This is a genomic window from Ensifer sp. NPDC090286 (assembly GCF_044769565.1).
Lineage (GTDB): Bacteria > Pseudomonadota > Alphaproteobacteria > Rhizobiales > Rhizobiaceae > Ensifer.
The window spans coordinates 643,897-665,134 of record NZ_JBIVYF010000004.1 but is presented as its reverse complement, the minus strand read 5'-3'; the positions used below and the strand labels follow the sequence as shown (position 1 = coordinate 665,134).

The window sequence follows — 21,238 nt, the reverse complement described above, 5'->3', positions numbered from 1 at the left end:
CGCCTCACGAGGCGCGCTGAAGGCGGGCGGCGCGGTGGGCTGCCTGGACATCGGGATCGGGATCGAGTCCGGCGGCGAGCAGCGCGCGCGTGTAATCCTGTTGCGGCGTCTCGAACACCTCGCGCACCGTGCCGAGCTCGACGATATTGCCCTTCTGCATGACCATGACGTGGTCGGCAAAGTCGCGCACCACCGGCAGGTCGTGAGCGATGAAGATGAAGGCGATGCCCATTTCCTTGCGCAGCCGGTCGAGCAGCGCGATCACCTGCGCCTGCACCGAAACGTCAAGTGCCGAGACCGCCTCGTCGCAGATGATGAGCTGCGGCTCGAGTGCGAGTGCGCGGGCAATGGCGATACGTTGCCGCTGGCCGCCGGAAAACTGATGCGGGTAGCGGCCCATGTGTTCCGGGCCGAGACCGACCTGCACCAGAAGTTCGGCGACGCGCTCGCGCCATTTCGCCTTGGGCAGGATATCGGGATGGATGACCCAGGCCTCGGAAATGAGCTGGTAGACGGTCATGCGCGGATTGAGCGACTGCGTCGGGTCCTGGAAAACCATCTGCAGGTCGCGGCGCAGCTTGTAGAGTTCCGCAGGCGACATCGTGAAGAGGTCACGGCCCTTCCACAGAGCGCTGCCGCTATCCGGCTCATCGAGGCGAAGCAGGATGCGCGCCAGCGTCGACTTGCCCGAGCCGCTCTCTCCGACGACGGCCATGGTCTCGCCGGGCATGAGATCGAAGGACAGACCCTTCAACGCCTCGAAGGAGCCATAACGCTTGCGCACGTCGCGAACGGAAAGGACAGGCTCGGCGCGGGCGGCCGGCGCATGCATCGCCCCCTTGCCGGGAGCAGCAGCAATCAGTTTCTTGGTATAGGGATGCTGCGGGTTCTTGTAGACCTCGCGCACGGTGCCGGCCTCGACCAGAACGCCTTTTTCCATCACCACCACGCGATCGGCGATCTCGGCGACCACACCGAGGTCGTGGGTGATGATGAGCACCGCCATCCCGGTCTCCCGCTGCAACTCTTCGAGCAGGGCGAGCACCTCGGCCTGCACGGTAACGTCGAGCGCCGTCGTCGGCTCATCGGCGATCAACAGGTCCGGGCGGAGCGCCAATGCCATGGCGATCATGACGCGCTGGCGCTGGCCGCCGGAGAATTCGTGCGGGTACTTGTCCAGCGAGCGTTCGGGGTCGGGGATGCCGACCCGGGTCAAAAGCCGCAACGCCTCGGAAGCGGCCTTCGTCGCATCCGTTCCGTGGGTGGTCAGCGCCTCGCGGATCTGCCAGCCGACGGTATAGACCGGGTTGAGATGGCTCAGCGGGTCCTGGAAGATCATCGCAATGCGGCGCCCGTTGACCTTGCGCCTTTCCTGCGCCGGCATTTTCAGAAGGTCGACGCCGTCGAGCAGGATCTCGCCCGAGCTGATACGCCCCGGTGGCATGTCGATCAGGTTCATGATCGCCGAGGAGGAGACCGACTTGCCGGATCCGCTCTCTCCGAGAATTGCGAGCGTTTCGCCCCGGTCGAGATGGTAGGAGATGTTGCGGACCGCTTTCACGACGCCAACTGCGGTGTGGAACTCGACCGACAGGTCGCGGACTTCGAGGAGATGATCAGCCATTCTTGCGACCTTTCATTTCGAGACGCCAGCGCTGCACCGGATCGAGCGCGATGCGCAGCCAGTTCGACAAGAGGTTCAGTGACATGGTGGTAAGGATGATCGCAAGGCCCGGCCAGAACGAAAGCCACCATGCGTTGGTGAGGTACTGGCGTCCCTGCGAGATCATCAGACCCCAGGTGATTTCCGGCGGCTGGATGCCGATCCCGAGGAACGAAAGCGCGCTTTCGGCCAGCATCACATAGGCGAAGTCGAGGGTCGCAAGCGTCGTCAGCGTCGGCAGCACCACGGGCAGGATGTGGCGAAAGACGATGCGCTTGCTCGATGCGCCCATGACGCGCGCTGCCTGCACGAACATGCGTTCACGGATCTCCAGCACTTCGGCGCGTGTGGTTCTGAGGTAGACCGGGATGCGGGTGATTGCCAGCACCAGCATGAGGTTCAGGACCGACGAGCCGAGAATGTAGAGAACAATGACGGCAATCAGCAGCGACGGGAAGGACATGATGACGTCGGCGAGCCGCATGATGATCTGATTGACGCGCGGCGAGGAGAAGCCGGCAACCAGGCCGAGGATGGTGCCGACGGTTGCCGAAAGCGCGACGGCACCGGCTGCCACCATCAGCGTATTCTGGGTGGCAACGATGATGCGGGCAAGCAGAGGCCGCCCGAGGGCATCGGCGCCCATCCACCAGACCCAACCACGCTCCCAGTCGAAGGGAACGGCGTTGCGGCCTCGAAGGTTCTGCTTGGTCGCGAGATCGCCGAGCCAGGTCGGCCCGATGATTGCGAGGATAAGAACGAAAAGCAGGAAGATCGCAGCGCAAAGCGCGAACTTGTCGGCAAGCAGCATGCGGAACATGCGGGTCGCAAAGCGCGGTTCTTCGGCGATGACGGGATCGGCGGTCTGCAGGGTCATGGTCCCCTCCTCAATGCCGGATGCGCGGATCGAGCAGCGCGTAGGCCAGATCGATCAGCAGGTTCATGAGGAAGATCGCCAGCGCCGTGACGAGGATGGCGGCAAGCACGACGTTGAAATCGCGCTGCAGAATCGAATCGATCATCAGCTTGCCGACGCCCGGAAAGCCGAAGATGGTTTCGACGATCACCGCGCCGTTCAGAAGGCTCGCGGCCTGGTCGCCGATGACGGTAATGACCGGCAGCATGGCGTTACGCAGCGCATGCACGAAGATGATCGGGCCGGATTTGACGCCCTTGGCGCGCGCCGTCTTCACATAGGCCGAAGAAAGCGCCCCGATCATCGAGCCGCGCACCACCTGTACGATGATGCCAAAGGGCCGGATGAACAGAACCGAGATCGGCAGGATCCAATGCAGCAGCGACCCCGTGCCTGACGTCGGCAGCCAGGCGAGGTTGACCGAAAAGACGACGATCGCGACGATGGCGATCCAGAAATCGGGAACGGAAGCGCCCACCAGCGAGATCAGCGAGGAGAGCCGATCGAAGAAGCCGCCGGCACGGAAGGCGGCAAGCGAGCCGACAACAATCGCAGCGCCGGCGACCAGCGTCATGGTGATGACGGCAAGCCAGAGCGTCCAGGTAAAGGCCTCCAGCACAACATCCAAGGCAGGGCGAGCCTTGCGCAGGGATTCGCCGAAGTCGCCGGTGACGACGTCGCCGACATAGCGTCCGAACTGCACCAGCATGGGATCGTTCAAGCCATGCAGCTCGCGGAATTGCGCCTTCATCTCAGCGGAGGCCTCGACCGGCAGGAACAAGGCGGCCGGATCACCCGTCAACCGCGACAGGAAGAAGACCATGACGAGCAGCCCGACGAGCGAGATCAGACTGGCCACGGCGCGTTTTCGAACGAATTTCAGCATGGCGCCCTCGAAGAAATCCGGCGGCGGGATCATCCCACCGCCTTGATTGCTGTTGTGACTGGCGAACCTGTCGTTCGCCAGGGCAGATTACTTGATCTTGATCTCCGAGAGCTGCAGGGTCCCGTTGGTCGCCATCGTCGGCTTGAAATCGAGCCGCTCAGAGACGCGGGAGAAGCCTACCATGTGGAAGAGCAGGACGTCGGCAACGACGTCGTCGTGCAGATAGGCGATCAGTTCCGACCAGAGCTTGGCGCGCTCGTCACCAACGGCAGCCGACGCACGCTTGATCAGGTCGTCGACCTTCGGATCGGAGAAGCCGGACTGGGTGCCTTCGGTTGCGTATTTGAAGAACATCGAGAACGACGGATCGCCCTTGGAATTGTCGTGCATGGCGGCAACGATCTGCGGACCGCGACCTTCCTTGAAGGGCTTTGAGTAGTACTGCTCGTGCTCGGCGACCTCGACGAATTTCAGCTCGACCTTGAAGCCCACTTCCTCAAGCTGCGCCTGAATGGCTTCCATGATCTCGGTCACGTTCGGAAAGTTCGCCGAACGGGCGATGATGGTGATCGGCGTGTCGACCTTGACGCCATCGGCCTTGGCTTCCTCAAGCAGCTTCTTGGCGCCTTCCGGATCGTAGGGGAAGACCTTGACGTCGGGGTTCCAGCCAAGCGTCGGCGGCGGCACGATCGCGGTGGCAAGCAGCGCGCTTTCGGGAACCAGGGTGCCGAGGAAGGCCTGGCGGTCGATGGCGATGTTGAGCGCACGGCGAACACGAACGTCGTTCAGCGGCTCTATGTTGTGATCGATGCGCAGGTAGACGGTTTCGCTGTCGAGGTAGGAAAAGTCCGTTGCCGGATTTGTGGCGTCGAGCTGCGAGATCGACGGCGAAAGGTCGGCTTCACCGGTCTGCACCATGGCCGCGCGCACCGACGGGTCGGCGCGGAACAGGTAGGTGGCTTCCGTCACTTCCGGCTTTGCGCCCCAATAGTCGTCACGGCTGGTCAGCACGATCTGCTGGCCCGGGGTCCAGTTGGTCAGCTTGTACGGACCGGTGCCGACTGGTTCGCGCACGAACTCAAGGGGGGTTTCCTCCGGCACGATCGTGACGAGAGACATCAGCAGCGGCAGGATCGGCTGAACCGGATCGGCCTTGAAATCGATCGTGTAGTCGTCGACGACCGTCGGGGTAACCGTGATGCCGCCAAAATAACGGCGCGATTCACAGGTGTTCTTGTCGCTCATGATGCGATCGAAGCTGTGCTTGACGTCCTTGGCGTCAAAGGTCGTGCCGTCGGAGAACTTGACGCCCTTGCGCAGGTGAAAGCGCCAGCTGCTGTCTTCGTTCTGCTCCCATTTGTCGGCCAGGCGCGGCATGACGCCCTTGTCGCCGCGAACGTCGAGTTCGGTCAGCGTTTCGCTGACGTTCTGCATGATGACGCGGCCGATGTTCGAGCGCGTGGCCATGCAGGGTTCTAGCAGGTCGGCCTCCTCGGCCAGCACGATCTTGATGGGGCCAGACCCCGCGAATGCGGGCGACAGGGCCGAACTCAACATGAGCGCACTCAAGACGAATAGTTTCTTCACGGCATTTCCTCCCTAGTGAAATTCGTTCAGCTGGATGTTGCTTTTCCGGATCGCGCGGCGATCAGCGCCGCACAACCGATGAGCCCGCCGCCGCAAAGGGTGGTGAGGGCGATGTCTTCACCAAAAAGCGCGAAGCCGCCGAGCGCCACGAGCGGCAGGCGCAAAAAATCGACCGGCGCGACGATCGTGGCGGGCGCGAGCGAAAAGGCATGGGTCATCATGCCCATGCAGGCCGTTCCGACGACTCCCTGCAGCGCCAGAAGCGTCATCTCCCTCGTCCCCGGCATGGTCCAGAACGGCAAGGCGAAGAGAAGCGCGATCGGAACAGTCAAAAGGAGGTTCCAGACGACCAGCGTCGCGGTCTTATCGCCCTTCGACATGGATTTCAGGATCAGCTGGATGGTCGACTGGAGCACCGCGCCGGTGAGCGCGAGAAGGATGGCGAGACTGAAGCCGGTTCCCGAGGGGCCGATGATCAGCATCGCGCCGCCAAAACCGAGCACCACCGCACCGATCATAGCCGGACCAGGCCTTTCGCCCAGCGCCAGTGCGGCCCCGAGCAAAAGGAAGATCGGCGAGGTGAAGGCGATGGCCGTCACGTCGGCAAGCGGTCCCCAGCTGAAGGCAGCGAAAAAGGCGACCATGGCGAGCAGCTTGAAGCCGGCACGGACCGCATGCTGACGCAAGGGGTGGCTCGACCTCAAGACCGATGGACGCAGGGCAATCCAGGGAAGAAGGATGACCGCGCCGAAGAAGGCGCGGAAGAAGCCAATGACGAAGGGGTGCACGGCACCGTTCAGCGCCCGCACGATCACCGCGTCGGTGGCAGCAAGGATCGCTGCGCCGACCGCGAACATGACCGCCATCTTAGCCCCCTTCGGGCTGGCTTCCGGCATAAGACCTCCTCCCGGCATCCTCTTGCCGGCTTGCCCAGACCATCCACCTTTCACCAAAGTTTGTCAAATTAATTCGCGATGTAAATTTTATTCGGAAGCAGACTAATAAAATATCATCATTAAAACAGTGCGTTAATAAACTTCAAAATGGAACTCACTCCGATTTGTAACTTTATCAAACTTGACAACTTTGAAAATTGGGTGATTTTCGAGGCAGACAGGAGGAACTCATGGACCCTGAAGAAATCGCCCGCAGCATGAACGGCCTGCTTCAAACCGTGTCGCCCGAGCGCATGGAAGCGCTATTGCCGTCGCCGATGATCCAGAACCATGCAGCCTTCCTGCACCTGCTTTCAGATGGCGCGCTCGCCTGCGCCTGGTTCGGCGGCACGCTCGAGGGCAAGTCGGACATTTCCATTTTTGCTTCGGTGCTGCCGAAGGGCGCGACGCAATGGGGGCCGCCACAGCGCCTGAGCTTCGATGCCGCGCATTCTGAACAAAACCCGGTGCTCTTCACCGCATCCGACGGCAGGCTGTGGCTCTTTCACACCTCCCAACCCTCCGGCAATCAGGATGAGTGCCGGATCCGGATGGCTGAGGTTCACCGCGATCCCTCCAACCCGTTGGCACTAACAACCAGCGAAGACCGCTATCTGAACCTTCCTCGTGGCTGCTTTATCCGCGCGCCGCTCGTGGTGCGCAGCGACGGCGCGTGGCTGCTACCGATCTTCCGCTGTGTCCAGCGCCCGGGCCAGAAATGGAACGGAAGCCACGACACGGCAGCCGTCGGCATTTCCCTCGACCAGGGCGCGACGTGGCAGCTAAAAGAACTGGATCAGTCCATTGGCTGCGTGCACATGTCGCCGGTGTCGCTTGGCGAAGGCCGTCTTGCTGCCTTCTTCCGCCGGCGGCAGGCCGATCGGGTCTACCGGACCGAGAGCCTCGATGACGGCCACTCCTGGTCCGCGCCGGAGGCGAGCGACGTCCCGAACAACAATTCCTCGATCGCCGCTCTGCGCCTGCGTGACGGCAGGATCGCGATGATCTGCAATCCCGTCAGCGCGGCCGACACCGACGAGCGACGCGCCTCGCTCTATGACGAGCTCGGCGAGGACGACAACCGCCCGGACGCCGACCCCACGGGCGGCTGCGTACCGATCTGGGGTGTCCGGCGCGCGCCGGTCGCCCTCTGCCTCTCCAAGGATGGTGGCAAGACTTTTCCCGTGCGCCTGCTGATCGAGGACGGCCCCGGCACCTGCCTATCCAACGACTCAACCGACGGCCGCAACAAGGAGATGTCCTATCCCTGGCTGCTCGAAGGGCCGGACGGGACCATGCACCTTGCCTACACCTACCACCGGCGCGCCATCAAATATGTCCGCCTAGCCCCCGGCTGGGACCACGCCGACCAACGGAGACCTTCATGAGCAACATCATCGGCATAACCATGGGCGACCCGTGCGGCGTCGGCCCCGAGATTTCGGTGCGCGCGCTGGCCGACATGTCACAGCAGGAGCGCGACACGGTCCGGATCTACGGCAATCTCGCCACACTCGAAGCGGCCCGAACCGCTCTCGGCCTTGAGGTCGATCTCGCCGGACATGTCGTCGATCTGCCGATCGAGGGGGCTCCGCTTGCCTGGGGACAGTTGAGCCCCGTCGCCGGCGACGCGGCCTTTCGCTTCATCGAAAAGGCGGTGCGCGATGCTGAAGCCGGTGTGATCGGCTGCATCGTCACGGCGCCCATCAACAAAGAAGCGCTGAACCTTGCCGGTCATCACTATGACGGCCACACCGGAATGCTGCGCAGCCTCACCGGCTCCAAGGCCGCTTACATGCTGCTTGCCTCCGAACGCCTCAAGGTCATCCACGTTTCTACCCACGTGGCGTTGCAGGAGGCGATCCGGCGCTCGACGACCGAACGGGTGCTCGCCACCATCCGCGCCGGCGACGCTCACTTGAAACGCATCGGTTATGCGGCACCCAAAATCGCGGTCGCCGGCATTAATCCCCATTGCGGCGAAAACGGCCTGTTCGGCACCGAGGATGACGACCAGATCGCGCCGGCCGTTGCAGCAGCACGTGCGGAAGGCATCGATGCCTATGGACCGATTTCCGCAGACACGGTGTTCCATCGCGCCTATTCGGGCGCCTTCGACCTCGTGGTCGCGCAGTATCACGACCAGGGGCACATCCCCGTGAAGCTCGTCGCCTTCGACACCGCCGTAAACGTCTCAGTGGACCTGCCGATCGACCGAACCTCGGTCGATCACGGCACGGCGTTCGACATCGCCGGCAAGGGGATCGCCAACCACGGCAACATGAATTCTGCCATCGCCTATGCCCGCAAGCTGGTGGCAGGCGACGCCAAGCGAGGATGACACCATGACCATCGCTCCCATCACCCTTCATCAGCCGCGCCGCCTCGCCGTCGGCGCCGGCACGATCGCAGAGGTCGGCGCCTGGGCGGCCGATGCCCGTTCAGTGCTCGTCATCGCCACGCCGATCACCACAGGCTTCGTCGATCGCCTGAAGCTTTCCGGCCGCGTCACGGTGTTCGACGCCATCCCGGGCGAACCCGATGTCGACACACTCGATGCCGCACTCGACTTCGCGCGCCAAAACAAGCCGGATCTCATCGTCGGCCTTGGGGGCGGATCGGTGCTCGACGTTGCCAAGCTGGTTGCCGTGCTTTGGGACTCTCAGCAGACGCTTGCCGACGTTGCCGGACCGAACCGGGTTCTCGGCCGCAACACGCGCCTGGCCCAGGTCGCAACAACCGCCGGCACAGGCTCGGAGGCCGGGATCCGCTCGCTGATCACCGATCCCGCGAAGGGAAACAAGATCGCGGTCGAAAGCCCGCACATGATTGCCGACTTCGCCGTTCTCGATCCGGAACTCACCTATTCCGTGCCGTCAGCGGTCACCGCCGCCACCGGCGTCGATGCCATGGCCCATTGCGTGGAAGCCTTCACCAATCGCCGCGCCCATCCGATGATCGACGGCTTTGCCCGCATGGGCTTCAAGCTCGTCGGCAAATATCTCGCCCGGGCCGTCAGGGACGGTGCAGATACCGAGGCGCGAGAGGGGATGATGCTGGCTTCCTACTACGGCGGCATCTGCCTTGGCCCGGTCAACACAGCTGCCGGCCATGCGATTGCCTATCCGCTCGGCACGCGGCTTCGCCTGCCCCATGGCCTGGCAAACGCCATCATCTTTCCGCATGTGCTCGCCTTCAACCAACCAGTTGCGGCGGGCAAGACGGCGGAAGTCGCAACGGCGCTGGGTCTTGGCGAAAATCTCTCCTCCCGGGAACTCCTGGGCGCTGCCCGTGGCTTCTGCCGTGACCTCGGCATCGAGATGTCGCTTGCCGCTCACGGCGCAAGTGCCGACGATTTGCCGCTCTATGCAAGCGAGGCCCATGCCAACCGAAGGCTGATGGACAACAATCCGAGCGACATGAGCGTGGAGGACGTGCTTGCCGTCTACAAGGCAGCCTTTTGAGCAATAGACCAATGCAAAAAACAAAACCCCGGCGTCTGCCGGGGTTTTGTTTTATCGATTACTTGGTCGCCTGGAACAGGCGTTCGCGGGATCCGGCAAGGTGGTCATGCATGAGTTGCCTCGCCTTTGCGCCTTCACGCGCGGCAATCGCTTCCGCGATCGCTTCGTGCTCACCGAAAACGCGCGTCAGCCCGGTCGTCTCCCGTTTGACCGAGGCGCCATGAAACCGCATGCCAACGGCAATGTGGTCCTTGAGCGCTTCCATCGCCGTAAAGAAATAGCTGTTCTGGGCGGCGCGGGCGATCGCAAGATGAAACTGGAAGTCGGCATCTTCCCGGTGTGATTGCCGGTTGGTGGCGTCCCGCATCAGTTCCAGCGCCTGCCGGATGGCGGCCAAGCCGGCCGCGTCATGTCGCTCCGCGGCGGCGGCCGCCGCCGCCGGCTCGACCGTCAGGCGGAACTCGTAGCAGTTCAGGAGATCGGCAACGTTCTCAAGCTGTCCGAAGCCCAGCGGCTCACGCATGCCGACGGCACGAACGAAGCTGCCGGCACCGCGGCGCGAATAGATGAAGCCCTGCTCGCGCAGTCGGCGCAGCGCCTCGCGGATGATCGGACGCGAAACCTCGAACTCGCTTGCCAGCTCGTGCTCGGTCGGCAAGCGCTCGTCCGGCTTGTAGGCGCCGGACTTGATCGCACGGTGCATGCGCTCAAAGACGAGATCGCCGAGGCTCTTGCGTGCTGTTCCGTTCTCCAGTCCCATCCGTCATCCCATCTTGCGGAGGACAGCCTCCGCGATTTCCTTAAGCGTGCCCGGCGCACCGAATCCGCCAGACTTGGCGATGATGCAACGTCCGTCGACCTCAGCCAAGCCCAGGCCGGGCAGGCATTCGCCGAGCAGGCGAAAACGCTGGATGCCCATCTTCTTCAATACTGCCTCGGCGGTTGCGCCGCCGGACAGAAGCAGTGTGCCCGCCCGTTCGACAAGGCCCGGACAAACGCTTTCGGCCAGCGCCTCGGAAACGGCCTCCGGCGTCACCTCCCCGTCACCCGGCACCGCCTGAACGAGCGTGATTGCGCCGCCGGTCTTGTCTGCGACCGAAAGCCGGCCGTTGGGCGCGGGCAAATAGGATAGGGCAAGGCCGTCGCGAAGCGTATCGATCTGGGCAAGGGTAATCGGATCACGAGACCCGATGACGAACAAGGCCGGGCCGGCCGACACCTCGGCAGCCCGCGCTTGTTGACCGCCACTCATCCTTTCGGCAAGCGCCTCGGCCAGACCACGCGCACCAATGAGCAGATCCGTGCCGCTTCTTTCCGCATCCTGAAGTAGGGCGCGCATTTCCGCCTCGGTGGAGACGTCCGGGATCACGGCCTTGCTCGCATGCGGACCGAGCTTCTCGGCAATCGAAATGGGCGTATCGACCCCGAAGCCTTGTACGCTCCCGGACATGACGACCCGACCGAAGGCTGGAATGGCAGGCGCCACGAGCGCTGACCCGAAAGACATCGCGTCGAGTTCGGCAACGATGTTGCCCTTGAGGCGGGAGTCGACCTTCTTGAAGATGCGCGAACCGGAAGGCAGCGCGGCGAGCGTGGCAACTGTTCGTTGCCTGGCCACTGCGGGGCTGAGCTCTCGCGATCCGAGATTGACCGAAACCACGTCCGGCCCCGTTTTCAGGACATCATCAATCGCTTCGGGCGCCAAGGCGACTTCGACATAAAAGCCCCTCGCGGCAAAGGGCGCTGCGGCATCCAGAGCGCCGGTCAGATCATCAGCGACAATGACGAGCATCTCAAAATCCAGACGATTTGTTGTTATCTTTAAATGTCCAGTTTATGTTGAAATGTCAATATTTTTCGAGATTAAATTACAAATCATGCGAGCTCTTCCGCAACGGGAACGAGGCACCTGTTTTCGTCCTCGGGCTCCCGCGTGCCGATCGTCAGGAAGCGCGTGCCATAGCCTGGCAACAGCAGACTGTCCGCCGCAAGGCCGGAAATCTCGCCCAGGAGGGCTGCAGCAAGTTTCTCTTCGAAGAGGAAAAGGAACGGTCGAACAGGCGGCGCCTGGATGCCCGTTCCTCAGGCGTTTTCACCAGTCGCACGGTTAAGCGTGCCACGCAGGACGAGCGTCAGGTTCGCCACGTCATCGGGCCGAATAAATTTGAGCCTCCCTGCTCCGGTGCAAGCGCCGCTGGCTGGATGTCGCGCGCACTATCGCTGCGCGACCGGGCGCACCAGTGGCGTCACGCGGCGGATGGTCACCCGGCGGTTCTCTTCCTCGGGCTCCTGCGTGCCGATCTTCAGGAAGCGCTCGCCATAGCCTTGCGTCACCAGGTTTTCCGCCGGGATGCCGTAGACTTCCGTCAGGAGAACCGCGACGGATTCGGCGCGCTCGTCGGAGAGAACGAGGTTAGACCGGTCAGAACCGACAGCGTCCGTGTGCCCTTCGATGAAGAAGGTTTCGCCGGGATCCTTGCCGAGCACTTTCTGCATGGCGTCCGCGACCGTTCGCAGCGTCTTTGCCTGTGACATCGACACTTCGGCGCTCCCCGTGTCGAAGTGAATCGTGTCGAGATCGATGCGCCGGACCTTGTCACGGAGGCGGGCCGAATTGCGGACCTCGTCGATCGTATAGACGCGCTCCACGCGCTCGACCGGCGGTTCGGACAGGAACGCGTAGTAATCCCGATCCGGTTCCTGCGAATAGTCGACGACGTAGTCGTCGACCGGGATCGTCAGGCGCATCGGCGGCAGGTCATAACCGACGTCTGCGATCGCCGGACGCCGTTCGGCCTGGTAGTCCGGCGCGTACATCAGCACATATTCGTTGCCGTCGCCGTCGACACGCGAGCGCTGCAAGACGTCACCATAGCGGTCATAGACGGTGACGATCCGGTAGCCTCCCGGGCGCACGATCGTTTCACGCACGCGGCCGCGCGGAAGTTCGTCGTAGTACGCTTCCCGCGCATCGTGGCGCAGGCGCGGGCGATCGTCGCCACGCACGAAGATCTGGTCGCCAACGCCAAGGACGACACGATCGTCGAGCCTCTCGACCACGTGCACCTCGTTCAAATCCTTGTTCCTGGTGTTGTTGACGGTCCTGGTGTTGATCACCGTATTGTTGATGACGGTGTTGTTGATGATGTTCGTTGTGTCCGGAACCGCAAAGGCAGGCGCCGCTTCGACGCGCCGGCCCTCCTCCTTGATCGCCGCCTCGATCCTCTGCGGGGCCGCCTGCCGAACCCCGGCCGGGATTTCGGCCTGGGCCGCGGCGTCATCCGTCGGCGGCGCTACGGCCTTTTGCTCGGTGCGTAGCTCTTCACGCTGCTTGCGCCGAGCCTCGCGCGCCCGGTCGCCACCCGACTTGTCGGCATCCTTGTCGCTGTCGAGCACGGCGGCACCGTTATCGACCGGAAGCACGACGGTTTCGTCGGTCGCCGCCGGGTCCTCAGCGATCTTGCGCTTCTCAGCCTTCGTGCGCTTGTCGACGACCACAGGTGAAGGCCTGCCCTGAGGCTCCTCACCCTGACGCTGCTCGGCTGTTGCGGGCTGTTTAGACCCTGGAACCAGCTGCTGCTCACTCTCGCCGGTCTGTGGCGCCGGCTGTTCCGTGGACGGTGCGGCACGCTGTTCGGGCGCCGTCTGCTCATCCGGCCGCTGACCTTCAGCTTGCTGCTTGCGTTTCTTGGGCACTGGGACCTGCTCCTCCCCAGTGTTCTGCGGAGTGCTCTCCTCCATGGCAGGCTGCTGTCCTTCCGCTTGCTGCTTGCGCTTCTTGCGTTCAGGCGCCTGTTGCTCCTCGGCCTGCCGCGGTGCCACTTCCTCGGCGCCAGGCTGCTGCTCTCCGGCCTGTTGCTTGCGCTTCTTGCGCTCAGGTGCCTGTTGTTCCTCGGCCTGCCGCGGAGCGCCTTCCTCGATGGCGGGTTGCTGTTCTTCGGCCTGCTGCTTGCGCTTCTTTCGCTCGGGCGCCCGTTGCTCCTCGGCCTGCCGCGGTGCCACGTCCTCGGCGCCAGGCTGCTGCTCTTCGACCTGCTGCTTTCGCTTCTTGCGTTCAGGCGCCTGTTGCTGGTCGGCCTGTCGCGGTGCGCTTTCCCCGGCGCCGGGCTGCTGTTCTTCAGCCTGTTGCTTGCGCTTCTTGCGAGACGGCTCTTCCGTCTGGCGCTGCGGCTCCTCGGCCTGCGGTTGCTGCTGTTCTGCCTGCCCTTCCTCGGCGGCCTGCTGCTTCTTGCGCTTCTTGAGCAACAGCAAGTCCTCGGGCGACTGCTGATCGACCCCTTCCTGCGCCACCTGGAACGGCGCCCTCAGGCTCTCGGCCAGAGCCGGCTGAATCACGAGTGATGCGGCGAAGACTGGAAGGGCGACCGTTGCGAAAAGTTTGGAAGGAACCGACATGACTTTCACTCCTCTTACTGGGAGGCCCCGGCGCCCGTCGGCGCCGTACGAACGGCGCGCGTTACGTGGCAGCACAAAAGGGGCCATCACCCACGCCTTCGACTTTTGTGTTCATCAAAGGCTAGTCCCAACGCAGCAGCGCGCGAACGGTTCCGCGCGATAGACCCGTTGCGAAACTGCTGACTGCAGGTTCGGACGGTCATTCCCAGGGATCGAAGAGGCAAAAGTGAGGCGTTGTCGGCCAGGTGTGCGGGCGGCTGTCACCGATCATGCATGCGGAGGTCGTGGCGTTCCGCTTGAGCTGCCGCCCACCCAGAATATCATCGGGTCGGCCGTGATGTTACGCGCCGTCGTCCGGTGGCTGTTACAGTCGCAGGCATTTGGCGGGTGGCGAAACGTTCGCCACCCGCCAAACGAACATGTCTACCCGGCGAGCTTCGCCCGGAGCGCCGACCAGCCGGCTGCAAAGACATGCGTAGAGATGATCTCCACGTACTTTCCGGCATCCTCCGGTGCCTCGTCGAAAACGGCGGTCCATTCGACAAAGGTGCGGTTGCCGTCGGTGATCGGAAGCAGCCTGATCCCCGCAACATAGTTCGTCACCGGAAAGGCCGGTTTCACGAAGCTGTAGGAGAGCGAATGCTCGCTATCGCTGAGGGCAAGGAGCTGCTCGCGAACATGGGCTCCATCCTGAAGATAGAAGGAGCGCACGCAACCGACTTCGGCGCTGCCTCTTCCCTCTTCGATTTCACTGCTGGCGATGGCCGGGTGCCAGGTCGCCAGGCCGTTGAAGTCGCGAACGATCTTCCAGACGGTCTCAATCGGCGCATCGATCACTGCGCTTGCATATGCCTTTGCCACATTTCCCTCCTACTGCTGGATGACAAGTTTCTTGAAGGCCTGCGTCTGGGCGACGAGGGCCTTTTCGACCGGAAGACGCTCCATGCTGGATGCGCCATAAAACCCGTGGCAACCCGGGCATCGTTCGAGGATGTAGCGGGCATCCTCCGGCTCGGCGATCGGGCCGCCATGGCAAAGAACGATGATGTCGGGATTGACGCTTCGGGCCGCAGCCGCGATCGCGTTGACCTCATCGACACACGCCTCAAGCGTCAGCGCGGTGTCAGCGCCAATCGCGCCGCCGGTCGTCAGCCCCATATGGGCGACGACGATGTCTGCCCCCGCCTCCGTCATGGCCCGGGCATCGTTGGCCGAAAACACATAGGGCGTGGTCAGCATGTCTTTGCTGCGCGCCAGGCGAACGAGGTCGACCTCCAGGGCGTAACCCATGCCCGTCTCTTCGAGATTGGCCCGGAAGGTGCCGTCGATGAGACCCACGGTTGGAAAATTCTGAATGCCGGCGAAACCGACGGCCTTCAGCTGGTCCAGGAAGAAATCGAAGTTGCAGAACGGATCCGTGCCGTTCACGCCGGCAAGAACCGGCGTGTGCTTGACCACGGGCAGCACCTCGCGTGCCATGTCGAGCACGATCTCGTTGGCGTTGCCATAGGCAAGCAGGCCGGCAAGCGACCCTCGTCCGGCCATGCGGTAGCGGCCGGAGTTGTAGATGACGATGAGGTCGATGCCGCCGGCTTCCTCGCATTTGGCCGAAAGGCCGGTGCCAGCGCCGCCGCCGATGATCGGGATCTTCGCTTTGATCTGCTGGCGAAATTTGTCCAGCAACTGGCGTCTTTCAAACTTCATACTAACTGCCTCTACTGATTTCGTTGAAATGACGAAGGATTTCGGAACTGAATTCGGGCGCGTTGATCGCGTGCGGCACGCGCAGGACGCGACGCTCGTCGGTCTGCTCAACCGTGTTTTCGATGGTGGTGAACAGGGCCTCGTCTGCCTCCGGGTCGTGGAAAGGCTGGCCCGGTGCATCGAGCAGCGACACCCCGCCCGTCGGCAGAAGGAAGCGAACCGGACCGATGCTGCGGTTCAGGCGCTCGCCGATCCATTTGCCCATCGCGACATTCTCGTCGACCGTCGTGCGCATCAGCGTGATCTGCGGGTTGTGCACATAGAGATTGCGGTGGCGATACTTCTCCGGAACCGTCTCGAGGCCGGCGAAGTTCACCATGTCGAGGGCGCCGCAGGATCCGACATAAGGAAGGTCCGACTGGGCAAGGAAGCCGAACCGCTCTTCGGTCGCCGGCAAGATGCCGTCAAACAGCAGATCGCACACCTCAGTGGTGGTGATGTCTAGAACGCCTGCGAGATAGCCGGACGAAGCAAGCTTCTCCATCGACTGCCCGCCGATGCCGGTCGCGTGGAACACCAGGCATTCGTACCGGTCGCGCAGCTGCTCGACGACCTGGGTGACGCAAGGGGTGGTGACGCCGAACATCGTCAGGCCAAGCGCCGGCCGGTCGTCCTGCTCGGCTTCCCGCCGGTTGCGCACCATTCCGGCGATTGAATTGGCGGCATTGGCAAGGACGGTTCGCGAGATGCGGTTGAGCCCGGCGATATCCGTGATCGAATTCACCATCGCGATGTCGTTCGGACCGACATAGGCGCTGACGTTTCCGGCCGCCACCGTCGAGACCATCACCCGCGGCGTTCCGACCGGCAGGGCGCGCATGGCCTGGGTGACGACCGCGGTTCCTCCGGATCCGCCAAGCCCGATGATGCCGCCGACGTCGTCACGCGACAGGATGAACCGTTCGAACGCCAGTCCCATGGCGGAAACGGCGCTGCCGCGATCCCCGGTAAAGACGGCTAAGACACCGCCCGGATGGAAACCGGCAACCTCTCTCGCGTCGATATCGGCATCCGCCGAAGGCTTGGCGGTGGAAAGATCCACCAGAACCGCAGGCATCGATTGCGCCCTGATCAGCTCCGCCACGTAGCGCAGCTCGTCACCCTTGGTGTCGAAAGTGCCCGCTACATAAATCGTCTTGGCTGTACTCATTCATTCCTCCTCAGGTATTTCTTATCTTTCTCATCGCCCCGCGCAGGCCGAGGCCGATCATCGCCAACAGGGTGATCGCGTAGGGCGCGATATCGGTGATCTGGTTCGGCAAGCCCTGGCCCTGCAGCCGCAGGCCGATCGCGTCTGCGAGACCGAAACCGAAACAGGCGAGCGCGATGCCGAGTGGATGGGCGCGCCCAAGCATGACGGCAACCACCGCGATCCAACCGCGACCGGCCGTCATGTTTTCGGCAAATAGGGCGACTGAGCCGAGCGCCAGCTGCGCACCCGCCAGACCGCACAGAGCGCCCGCGAGAAGCACGATCGCCGTCTGATAGCGGTTCACATTCGCGCCCATCGCCGCTGCTGCAGACGGCACTTCACCGATCCCCCGCAAGCGCAGGCCCCATCGCGTGCGAAACAGGTAGACGTTGAGGACGAGCACGAGCAGCCATGAGAGATAGACCAGCAGATTGTGCCCATCGACGATGGCGCCGAGGACGGGAATCCCGGCAAAAGCGCCGATACCGAAGCGCGGCAAGGCGATCACCGCGGGATCGACCAGTGTGCCGGTGACGCCGAAAAGCGCGCTCAGAAGATAGGTTGTTAGCCCTGCGGCAAGCAGGTTCAGCCCGATACCGATCACGATCGGATCGCCGCCGAAGCGGGCGCCGCCGAGCGCAAGGGGGAACGCGAAGATCGCGGTGCAGACGACGGCGAACAGAACCGCAACCATCGGCAAGCCGAAGGCAACGCTCGCCGCGACCGCGGCGAAAGCGCCGACCAGCATCTTGCCCTCAAGCGCGATGTTGAAGACGCCTGCGCGCTCGCACAATGTTCCGGCCATCGCCGCCAGAAGCACCGGCGTCATCAGATCGAGGACCTGCGAAAGAAGCATGTTGAGCATGGTCTATCGCCTCTTGAAGAACACGGGACGCGCAGCGAGGCACAGAATGATCAGCGCCTGCAGGACCCATGTGAGGACAGCCGGAAGACCGAGCGCCCGCTCCATGGCGAAGCCCCCCACCTGCAGCGCCGCGAAGAACGCCGCGGTGACGACCGTCGCGATCGGGTTTGCCATCGCAAGAACCGCGGCCATCAGCCCCGACCAGGTATAGCCCGGCGCAAGCAAGGCCCCGTCGGTGAACCGGTACTGCTGCCCGAGGATCAACAGCGCCCCAACCAGACCGGCAAGAGCGCCGCTCAGGAATGCCACCCTCTGTGTCTGCCGCGGCAGGTTCGTACCCGAGTACCCGGCGAAACGCGGATTAAGCCCAGTCATTCGCCACTCGAAACCGTTGACGCCATGCTTGTCGTTGACGATGACGGCAATCGCAACCGCGGCCATGATCAACATTCCGACGCTGATCGGCAGATCGAAAATGCTGCTTGGGAGGCGCGCCGCGGAGGCGACGCGATAGGTTTCCGGCATGCCCGTGGAGGGATCGCGCAACGGGTAGCGTACCAGATAGGATGTGACGCCGCGTGCGATGTAGCTGAGCAGCAGGCTCGTGATCAGAAACGGGATGGCGAGGCCAAGCTGAAGTACTGCCGCGATCCAGGCATAAAGCCCACCCGCACAAATGGCGGCCGTCAAGGCGAGCACGGCCCGCACGGCCCCTGGTGCCGGAACATAGAGCGCAACGAGCGCGGCCGCGAGCCCGCCCACCAGCATCTGCCCGTCGCCGCCAAGATTGATGAGGCCGGCGCGAAAGGCAATTGCGGCTGCAAGACCCATGCCGATCAACGGGACCGAGCGGCTGAGCGTCTCACCCAGACCGCGTCCCAGAAGCGCACCCTGGACGATTTCCTGATAGACCGAGAGGGGATTGGCGCCGGTCGAAAGCACCACGAGCCCCCCAAGTACGACGGCGACCGCGATGGACAGCAAGATTGCCGTCAATCGAGATTTCGTCTCGAGACCAACTCCTGTCATGCCCCTGCCGCTCCCCCCATCATCCATCTCCCAATGGTGTCTTCGTTCATGTCTTTCCCACTGAGGCTGGCGTCGATACGGCCTTCAAACATCACGAGAATCCGGTCTGAGAGCGCCAGCAGTTCGGTGAGGTCAGACGAGACCACCAGAATGGCCCGGCCCTTGTCCCGTTCGGCGATCAGGGTCTTGTGAATGAATTCGATCGCCCCGACGTCCACGCCCCGTGTCGGCTCTTCGATGACGATCAGCGGCGACCCGTGCTCGATTTCGCGCGCGATGACGACCTTCTGCATGTTGCCGCCCGACAGCGATCCGATCGGCACGTCTTCCGAGGCGGCCTTCACCTTGAATTGCTCGATGAGCTTGCGGGCCTGCGCGCGGATCGCCTGCTTCTTCAAAAACCCGTAGCTCGACACCGCGGCCGTTCGATGCGTGCCGAAGGCAATGTTTTCGGCGATCGAAGCGGCCGGTGCCGTGCCCGTCAGGTGACGATCTTCCGGCACGTATGAAATGCCGACGGCGCGGCGTTCAGCAATCGAAAGCCCCGCAACGTTCCGCCCTGCGATGACGACCTCGCCGGTCGAAGCCTCAAGCCCGGTCACAGCCGAAATCAACTGCGGCTGCCCGTTTCCCGGAACGCCGGCGATCCCGACGATTTCGCCCGGCCGCACATCGAACGTCACGTCGTTTACCACGGCCACGCCGCCCTTTCGCACCGACAGGTTCCGGACAGAGAGCATCGGCTGTGCGGTCGACGTGACCTTGGCGGCAACCGTCGGTGGCACGTTGCGCCCGACCATCGCGCGGATGATCTCCGCCTCGTTGGTCTGCCGGGTCGTCAGCGCGCCCGAGACCCTGCCGTCACGCATGACCGTGATCTCGTCGGTGACGGCAATGACCTCGGGGATCTTGTGCGTCACCAGGATGAGAGCCATGCCCTGGCTTGCCAGATGGCGCATCGCCACAAAGAGACTGTCGCGCTCCTGCGGCGTAAGCACCGCCGTCGGCTCATCGAGGATCAGTACCTTCGCCTGGCGCGAAAGCGCCTTCAGGATCTCGAGACGCTGGCGAATGCCCACCGCCAAATCACGCACGCGGCTGTCGGGATTAATTTCCAGGCCGTGTTTTTCCCCGAGCTGCCGCACGACATCGCGCGCGGCAGCTGCGGAAACAAACGGCCCCTGTCCCGGTTCGTTCTGGAACACCAGGTTCTCCCAAACGGTCAGGTCGGGAAACTGCCTGAACGTCTGGTGGACCATGCCGACACCGGCAGCGATAGCACCGAGCGGGCTTGCGAAGTCCATCGCCTTGCCATCGATCCGGATCTCGCCGGCATCCGGCTTGAGCAACCCATACAGGATGTTCATCAGGGTCGATTTTCCGGCCCCGTTTTCTCCCATCAAGGCATGGATTTCACCGCTTTTGACCGAAAGGTCGATCCCGTCATTGGCAACGAGACTGCCAAATCGCTTCGAGATGCCTTTCATCTGGAGCAAGGTCATTGCTTCAGCTCCCGGACCGCTATTGGGCCATGGGGTCAGGCACAGTGATGGCGCCCGACACGATCTTTGCCTGGATCTCGGTCAGCTTGCCGATGACATCAGGCGCCTTGGCGATCATGCAGCCGGACGCGGCCAGGTCCTCGGACATGGCAACGAGTTCGAGCCCGCCTTCCGCCAGACCGAAGCTCTCGACAGGCCTAGCCGTGCCTTTCAGGATGCCGTCAATGGTTGCGGGAAGAACGACGTCCACGCGCTTGAGCGTGCTGTCGAGTATCGCGCCTGGCGCATCGCCGCATTGGTTGACGTCGAGGCCGATCGCCATCGCTCCCGGCTTTTCCGCCACCGCCTTGAACACGCCGCCGTTGCTGCCGGCCGCGACCGCGTAGATGCGGTCTGCACCGTTGGAGAGCTGCAGGACCGCCTGGGTCTGTGCCCGCACCGGATCCTGGAAGGGATTGTCCCCGCCGATCCACGCCGTCGGCAGCACGTTGATGTCGGGGTTGGCAGCCTTGGCGCCGAGTTCATAGGAATCCGTGTAGCGATGCAGGAACGGAATATCGAGCGCACCGATTACGGCCACCGTCTTGCTCTGTGACGTCAGGGCAGCTTCGGCCCCGGCGAGATAGGCGATTTCCTGTTCGCGGAACACCGCGCAATAGACATTCTCCGGTGCTTCCGGAATGCAGGTGTCGATGATTACGAACTTCGTTTCCGGGTTTTCCGGTGCCAGATCGGCAATGATGTCACCGAACTCGAAGCCCATGACCGTGACGATCGGGGCGCCCATGTCGATGGCGGCCTGAACGTTCTGGCGGCGGGTCGACGGATCCGTGCCCTCGAATATGCGCGCTTTCGCCCCTTGAGCCTCGGCGGCCTTTTCGATCCCCGTCTTGCCGAGACCGAGGAACTTGTTCACGCCGATGCGGCTCGGTGTCACCAGGACATAGGACGTGTCGTCGGCCCTGGCGGACGCTGTCGTCGCCGCAACGGCGAGCAAGGAACCGAGGCAGATATGCAGGAATTTGCTGGTAGTCGTCATC

18 protein-coding genes are annotated in these 21,238 nt (G+C 63.1%); 3 read left to right on the top strand and 15 right to left on the bottom strand.

Features of this window, described 5'->3' with window-relative positions; translation table 11 throughout:
- Positions 1-4: 4 nt before the first annotated feature.
- The 5 genes from ACIQUG_RS23745 to ACIQUG_RS23725 all read right to left on the bottom strand — a co-directional run bounded on the left by ACIQUG_RS23745 (position 5) and on the right by ACIQUG_RS23725 (position 5,948).
- Positions 5-1,624 carry an ABC transporter ATP-binding protein gene (locus tag ACIQUG_RS23745; RefSeq protein WP_402324490.1) on the bottom strand — a complete coding sequence of 540 codons (1,620 nt, stop codon included), beginning with the start codon at positions 1,622-1,624 and terminating at the stop codon, positions 5-7.
- Complete coding sequence (locus tag ACIQUG_RS23740) at positions 1,617-2,540, bottom strand: ABC transporter permease (RefSeq protein WP_043612372.1); 924 nt, start codon at positions 2,538-2,540, stop codon at positions 1,617-1,619. The genes ACIQUG_RS23745 and ACIQUG_RS23740 overlap by 8 nt, the downstream gene beginning before the upstream one ends.
- A gap of 10 nt (positions 2,541-2,550) precedes the next feature.
- Entirely contained in the window at positions 2,551-3,465 is a 915-nt protein-coding gene (locus ACIQUG_RS23735; protein WP_034796335.1) for an ABC transporter permease, read from the bottom strand.
- An 87-nt stretch (positions 3,466-3,552) separates the two neighbouring features.
- On the bottom strand, positions 3,553-5,022 hold the full coding sequence (locus ACIQUG_RS23730; RefSeq protein WP_402324647.1) for an ABC transporter substrate-binding protein: 1,470 nt from the start codon (positions 5,020-5,022) through the stop codon (positions 3,553-3,555).
- A 56-nt stretch (positions 5,023-5,078) separates the two neighbouring features.
- A complete protein-coding gene (locus ACIQUG_RS23725; protein WP_402324489.1) occupies positions 5,079-5,948 on the bottom strand; it encodes a DMT family transporter in 870 nt (289 codons plus the stop codon).
- A 230-nt stretch (positions 5,949-6,178) separates the two neighbouring features.
- Here ACIQUG_RS23725 and ACIQUG_RS23720 point away from each other — a divergent pair, with 230 nt between their 5' ends.
- Genes ACIQUG_RS23720 through ACIQUG_RS23710 form a run of 3 tightly spaced genes read left to right on the top strand, consistent with a single transcriptional unit; the run spans position 6,179 to position 9,451 of the window.
- Positions 6,179-7,375, top strand: a complete 1,197-nt coding sequence (locus ACIQUG_RS23720; RefSeq protein ID WP_402324488.1) for an exo-alpha-sialidase — start codon at positions 6,179-6,181, stop codon at positions 7,373-7,375.
- A complete protein-coding gene (gene pdxA, locus ACIQUG_RS23715) occupies positions 7,372-8,328 on the top strand; it encodes a 4-hydroxythreonine-4-phosphate dehydrogenase PdxA (protein WP_043612361.1) in 957 nt (318 codons plus the stop codon). Before ACIQUG_RS23720 ends, pdxA begins: the two co-directional genes overlap by 4 nt.
- A gap of 4 nt (positions 8,329-8,332) precedes the next feature.
- Entirely contained in the window at positions 8,333-9,451 is a 1,119-nt protein-coding gene (locus ACIQUG_RS23710) for an iron-containing alcohol dehydrogenase (protein WP_402324486.1), read from the top strand.
- A gap of 58 nt (positions 9,452-9,509) precedes the next feature.
- Here the strand turns inward: ACIQUG_RS23710 and ACIQUG_RS23705 are convergent, their stop codons facing one another.
- The 10 genes from ACIQUG_RS23705 to ACIQUG_RS23660 form a co-directional block, all read right to left on the bottom strand.
- A complete protein-coding gene (locus ACIQUG_RS23705) occupies positions 9,510-10,211 on the bottom strand; it encodes a FadR/GntR family transcriptional regulator (RefSeq protein WP_043612357.1) in 702 nt (233 codons plus the stop codon).
- Between the two features lie 3 nt (positions 10,212-10,214).
- Positions 10,215-11,243 (bottom strand): four-carbon acid sugar kinase family protein, encoded by a 1,029-nt coding sequence (locus tag ACIQUG_RS23700; RefSeq protein ID WP_402324485.1) that lies wholly within the window; start codon positions 11,241-11,243, stop codon positions 10,215-10,217.
- 422 nt (positions 11,244-11,665) lie between these two features.
- Positions 11,666-13,846, bottom strand: a complete 2,181-nt coding sequence (locus tag ACIQUG_RS23695) for an OmpA family protein (protein WP_402324483.1) — start codon at positions 13,844-13,846, stop codon at positions 11,666-11,668.
- A gap of 423 nt (positions 13,847-14,269) precedes the next feature.
- Positions 14,270-14,707: an SRPBCC family protein gene (locus ACIQUG_RS23690; RefSeq protein WP_043612350.1), complete on the bottom strand. Its 438-nt coding sequence runs from the start codon at positions 14,705-14,707 to the stop codon at positions 14,270-14,272.
- Between the two features lie 9 nt (positions 14,708-14,716).
- Complete coding sequence (locus tag ACIQUG_RS23685; protein ID WP_113294759.1) at positions 14,717-15,550, bottom strand: phosphoenolpyruvate hydrolase family protein; 834 nt, start codon at positions 15,548-15,550, stop codon at positions 14,717-14,719.
- 1 nt (position 15,551) lies between these two features.
- Positions 15,552-16,760 carry a Tm-1-like ATP-binding domain-containing protein gene (locus ACIQUG_RS23680; RefSeq protein WP_402324482.1) on the bottom strand — a complete coding sequence of 403 codons (1,209 nt, stop codon included), beginning with the start codon at positions 16,758-16,760 and terminating at the stop codon, positions 15,552-15,554.
- Between the two features lie 10 nt (positions 16,761-16,770).
- Positions 16,771-17,667 carry an ABC transporter permease gene (locus tag ACIQUG_RS23675; RefSeq protein ID WP_402324480.1) on the bottom strand — a complete coding sequence of 299 codons (897 nt, stop codon included), beginning with the start codon at positions 17,665-17,667 and terminating at the stop codon, positions 16,771-16,773.
- 3 nt (positions 17,668-17,670) lie between these two features.
- A complete protein-coding gene (locus ACIQUG_RS23670; protein ID WP_402324479.1) occupies positions 17,671-18,663 on the bottom strand; it encodes an ABC transporter permease in 993 nt (330 codons plus the stop codon).
- Between the two features lie 29 nt (positions 18,664-18,692).
- Complete coding sequence (locus ACIQUG_RS23665) at positions 18,693-20,198, bottom strand: ABC transporter ATP-binding protein (protein ID WP_402324477.1); 1,506 nt, start codon at positions 20,196-20,198, stop codon at positions 18,693-18,695.
- Positions 20,199-20,217: 19 nt separating this feature from the next.
- Positions 20,218-21,237 carry a BMP family ABC transporter substrate-binding protein gene (locus tag ACIQUG_RS23660; RefSeq protein ID WP_402324475.1) on the bottom strand — a complete coding sequence of 340 codons (1,020 nt, stop codon included), beginning with the start codon at positions 21,235-21,237 and terminating at the stop codon, positions 20,218-20,220.
- Position 21,238 lies beyond the last annotated feature (1 nt).

Bases quoted from the DNA above. Each gene is read 5' to 3' on its own strand.
- ACIQUG_RS23745 (WP_402324490.1), bottom strand. From the start codon at position 1,624: ATGGCTGATCATCTCCTCGAAGTCCGCGACCTGTCGGTCGAGTTCCAC.
- ACIQUG_RS23740 (WP_043612372.1), bottom strand. From the start codon at position 2,540: ATGACCCTGCAGACCGCCGATCCCGTCATCGCCGAAGAACCGCGCTTT.
- ACIQUG_RS23735 (WP_034796335.1), bottom strand. From the start codon at position 3,465: ATGCTGAAATTCGTTCGAAAACGCGCCGTGGCCAGTCTGATCTCGCTC.
- ACIQUG_RS23730 (WP_402324647.1), bottom strand. From the start codon at position 5,022: ATGTTGAGTTCGGCCCTGTCGCCCGCATTCGCGGGGTCTGGCCCCATC.
- ACIQUG_RS23725 (WP_402324489.1), bottom strand. From the start codon at position 5,948: ATGCCGGAAGCCAGCCCGAAGGGGGCTAAGATGGCGGTCATGTTCGCG.
- ACIQUG_RS23720 (WP_402324488.1), top strand. From the start codon at position 6,179: ATGGACCCTGAAGAAATCGCCCGCAGCATGAACGGCCTGCTTCAAACC.
- pdxA (WP_043612361.1), top strand. From the start codon at position 7,372: ATGAGCAACATCATCGGCATAACCATGGGCGACCCGTGCGGCGTCGGC.
- ACIQUG_RS23710 (WP_402324486.1), top strand. From the start codon at position 8,333: ATGACCATCGCTCCCATCACCCTTCATCAGCCGCGCCGCCTCGCCGTC.
- ACIQUG_RS23705 (WP_043612357.1), bottom strand. From the start codon at position 10,211: ATGGGACTGGAGAACGGAACAGCACGCAAGAGCCTCGGCGATCTCGTC.
- ACIQUG_RS23700 (WP_402324485.1), bottom strand. From the start codon at position 11,243: ATGCTCGTCATTGTCGCTGATGATCTGACCGGCGCTCTGGATGCCGCA.
- ACIQUG_RS23695 (WP_402324483.1), bottom strand. From the start codon at position 13,846: ATGTCGGTTCCTTCCAAACTTTTCGCAACGGTCGCCCTTCCAGTCTTC.
- ACIQUG_RS23685 (WP_113294759.1), bottom strand. From the start codon at position 15,550: ATGAAGTTTGAAAGACGCCAGTTGCTGGACAAATTTCGCCAGCAGATC.
- ACIQUG_RS23680 (WP_402324482.1), bottom strand. From the start codon at position 16,760: ATGAGTACAGCCAAGACGATTTATGTAGCGGGCACTTTCGACACCAAG.
- ACIQUG_RS23675 (WP_402324480.1), bottom strand. From the start codon at position 17,667: ATGCTCAACATGCTTCTTTCGCAGGTCCTCGATCTGATGACGCCGGTG.
- ACIQUG_RS23665 (WP_402324477.1), bottom strand. From the start codon at position 20,198: ATGACCTTGCTCCAGATGAAAGGCATCTCGAAGCGATTTGGCAGTCTC.
- ACIQUG_RS23660 (WP_402324475.1), bottom strand. From the start codon at position 21,237: ATGACGACTACCAGCAAATTCCTGCATATCTGCCTCGGTTCCTTGCTC.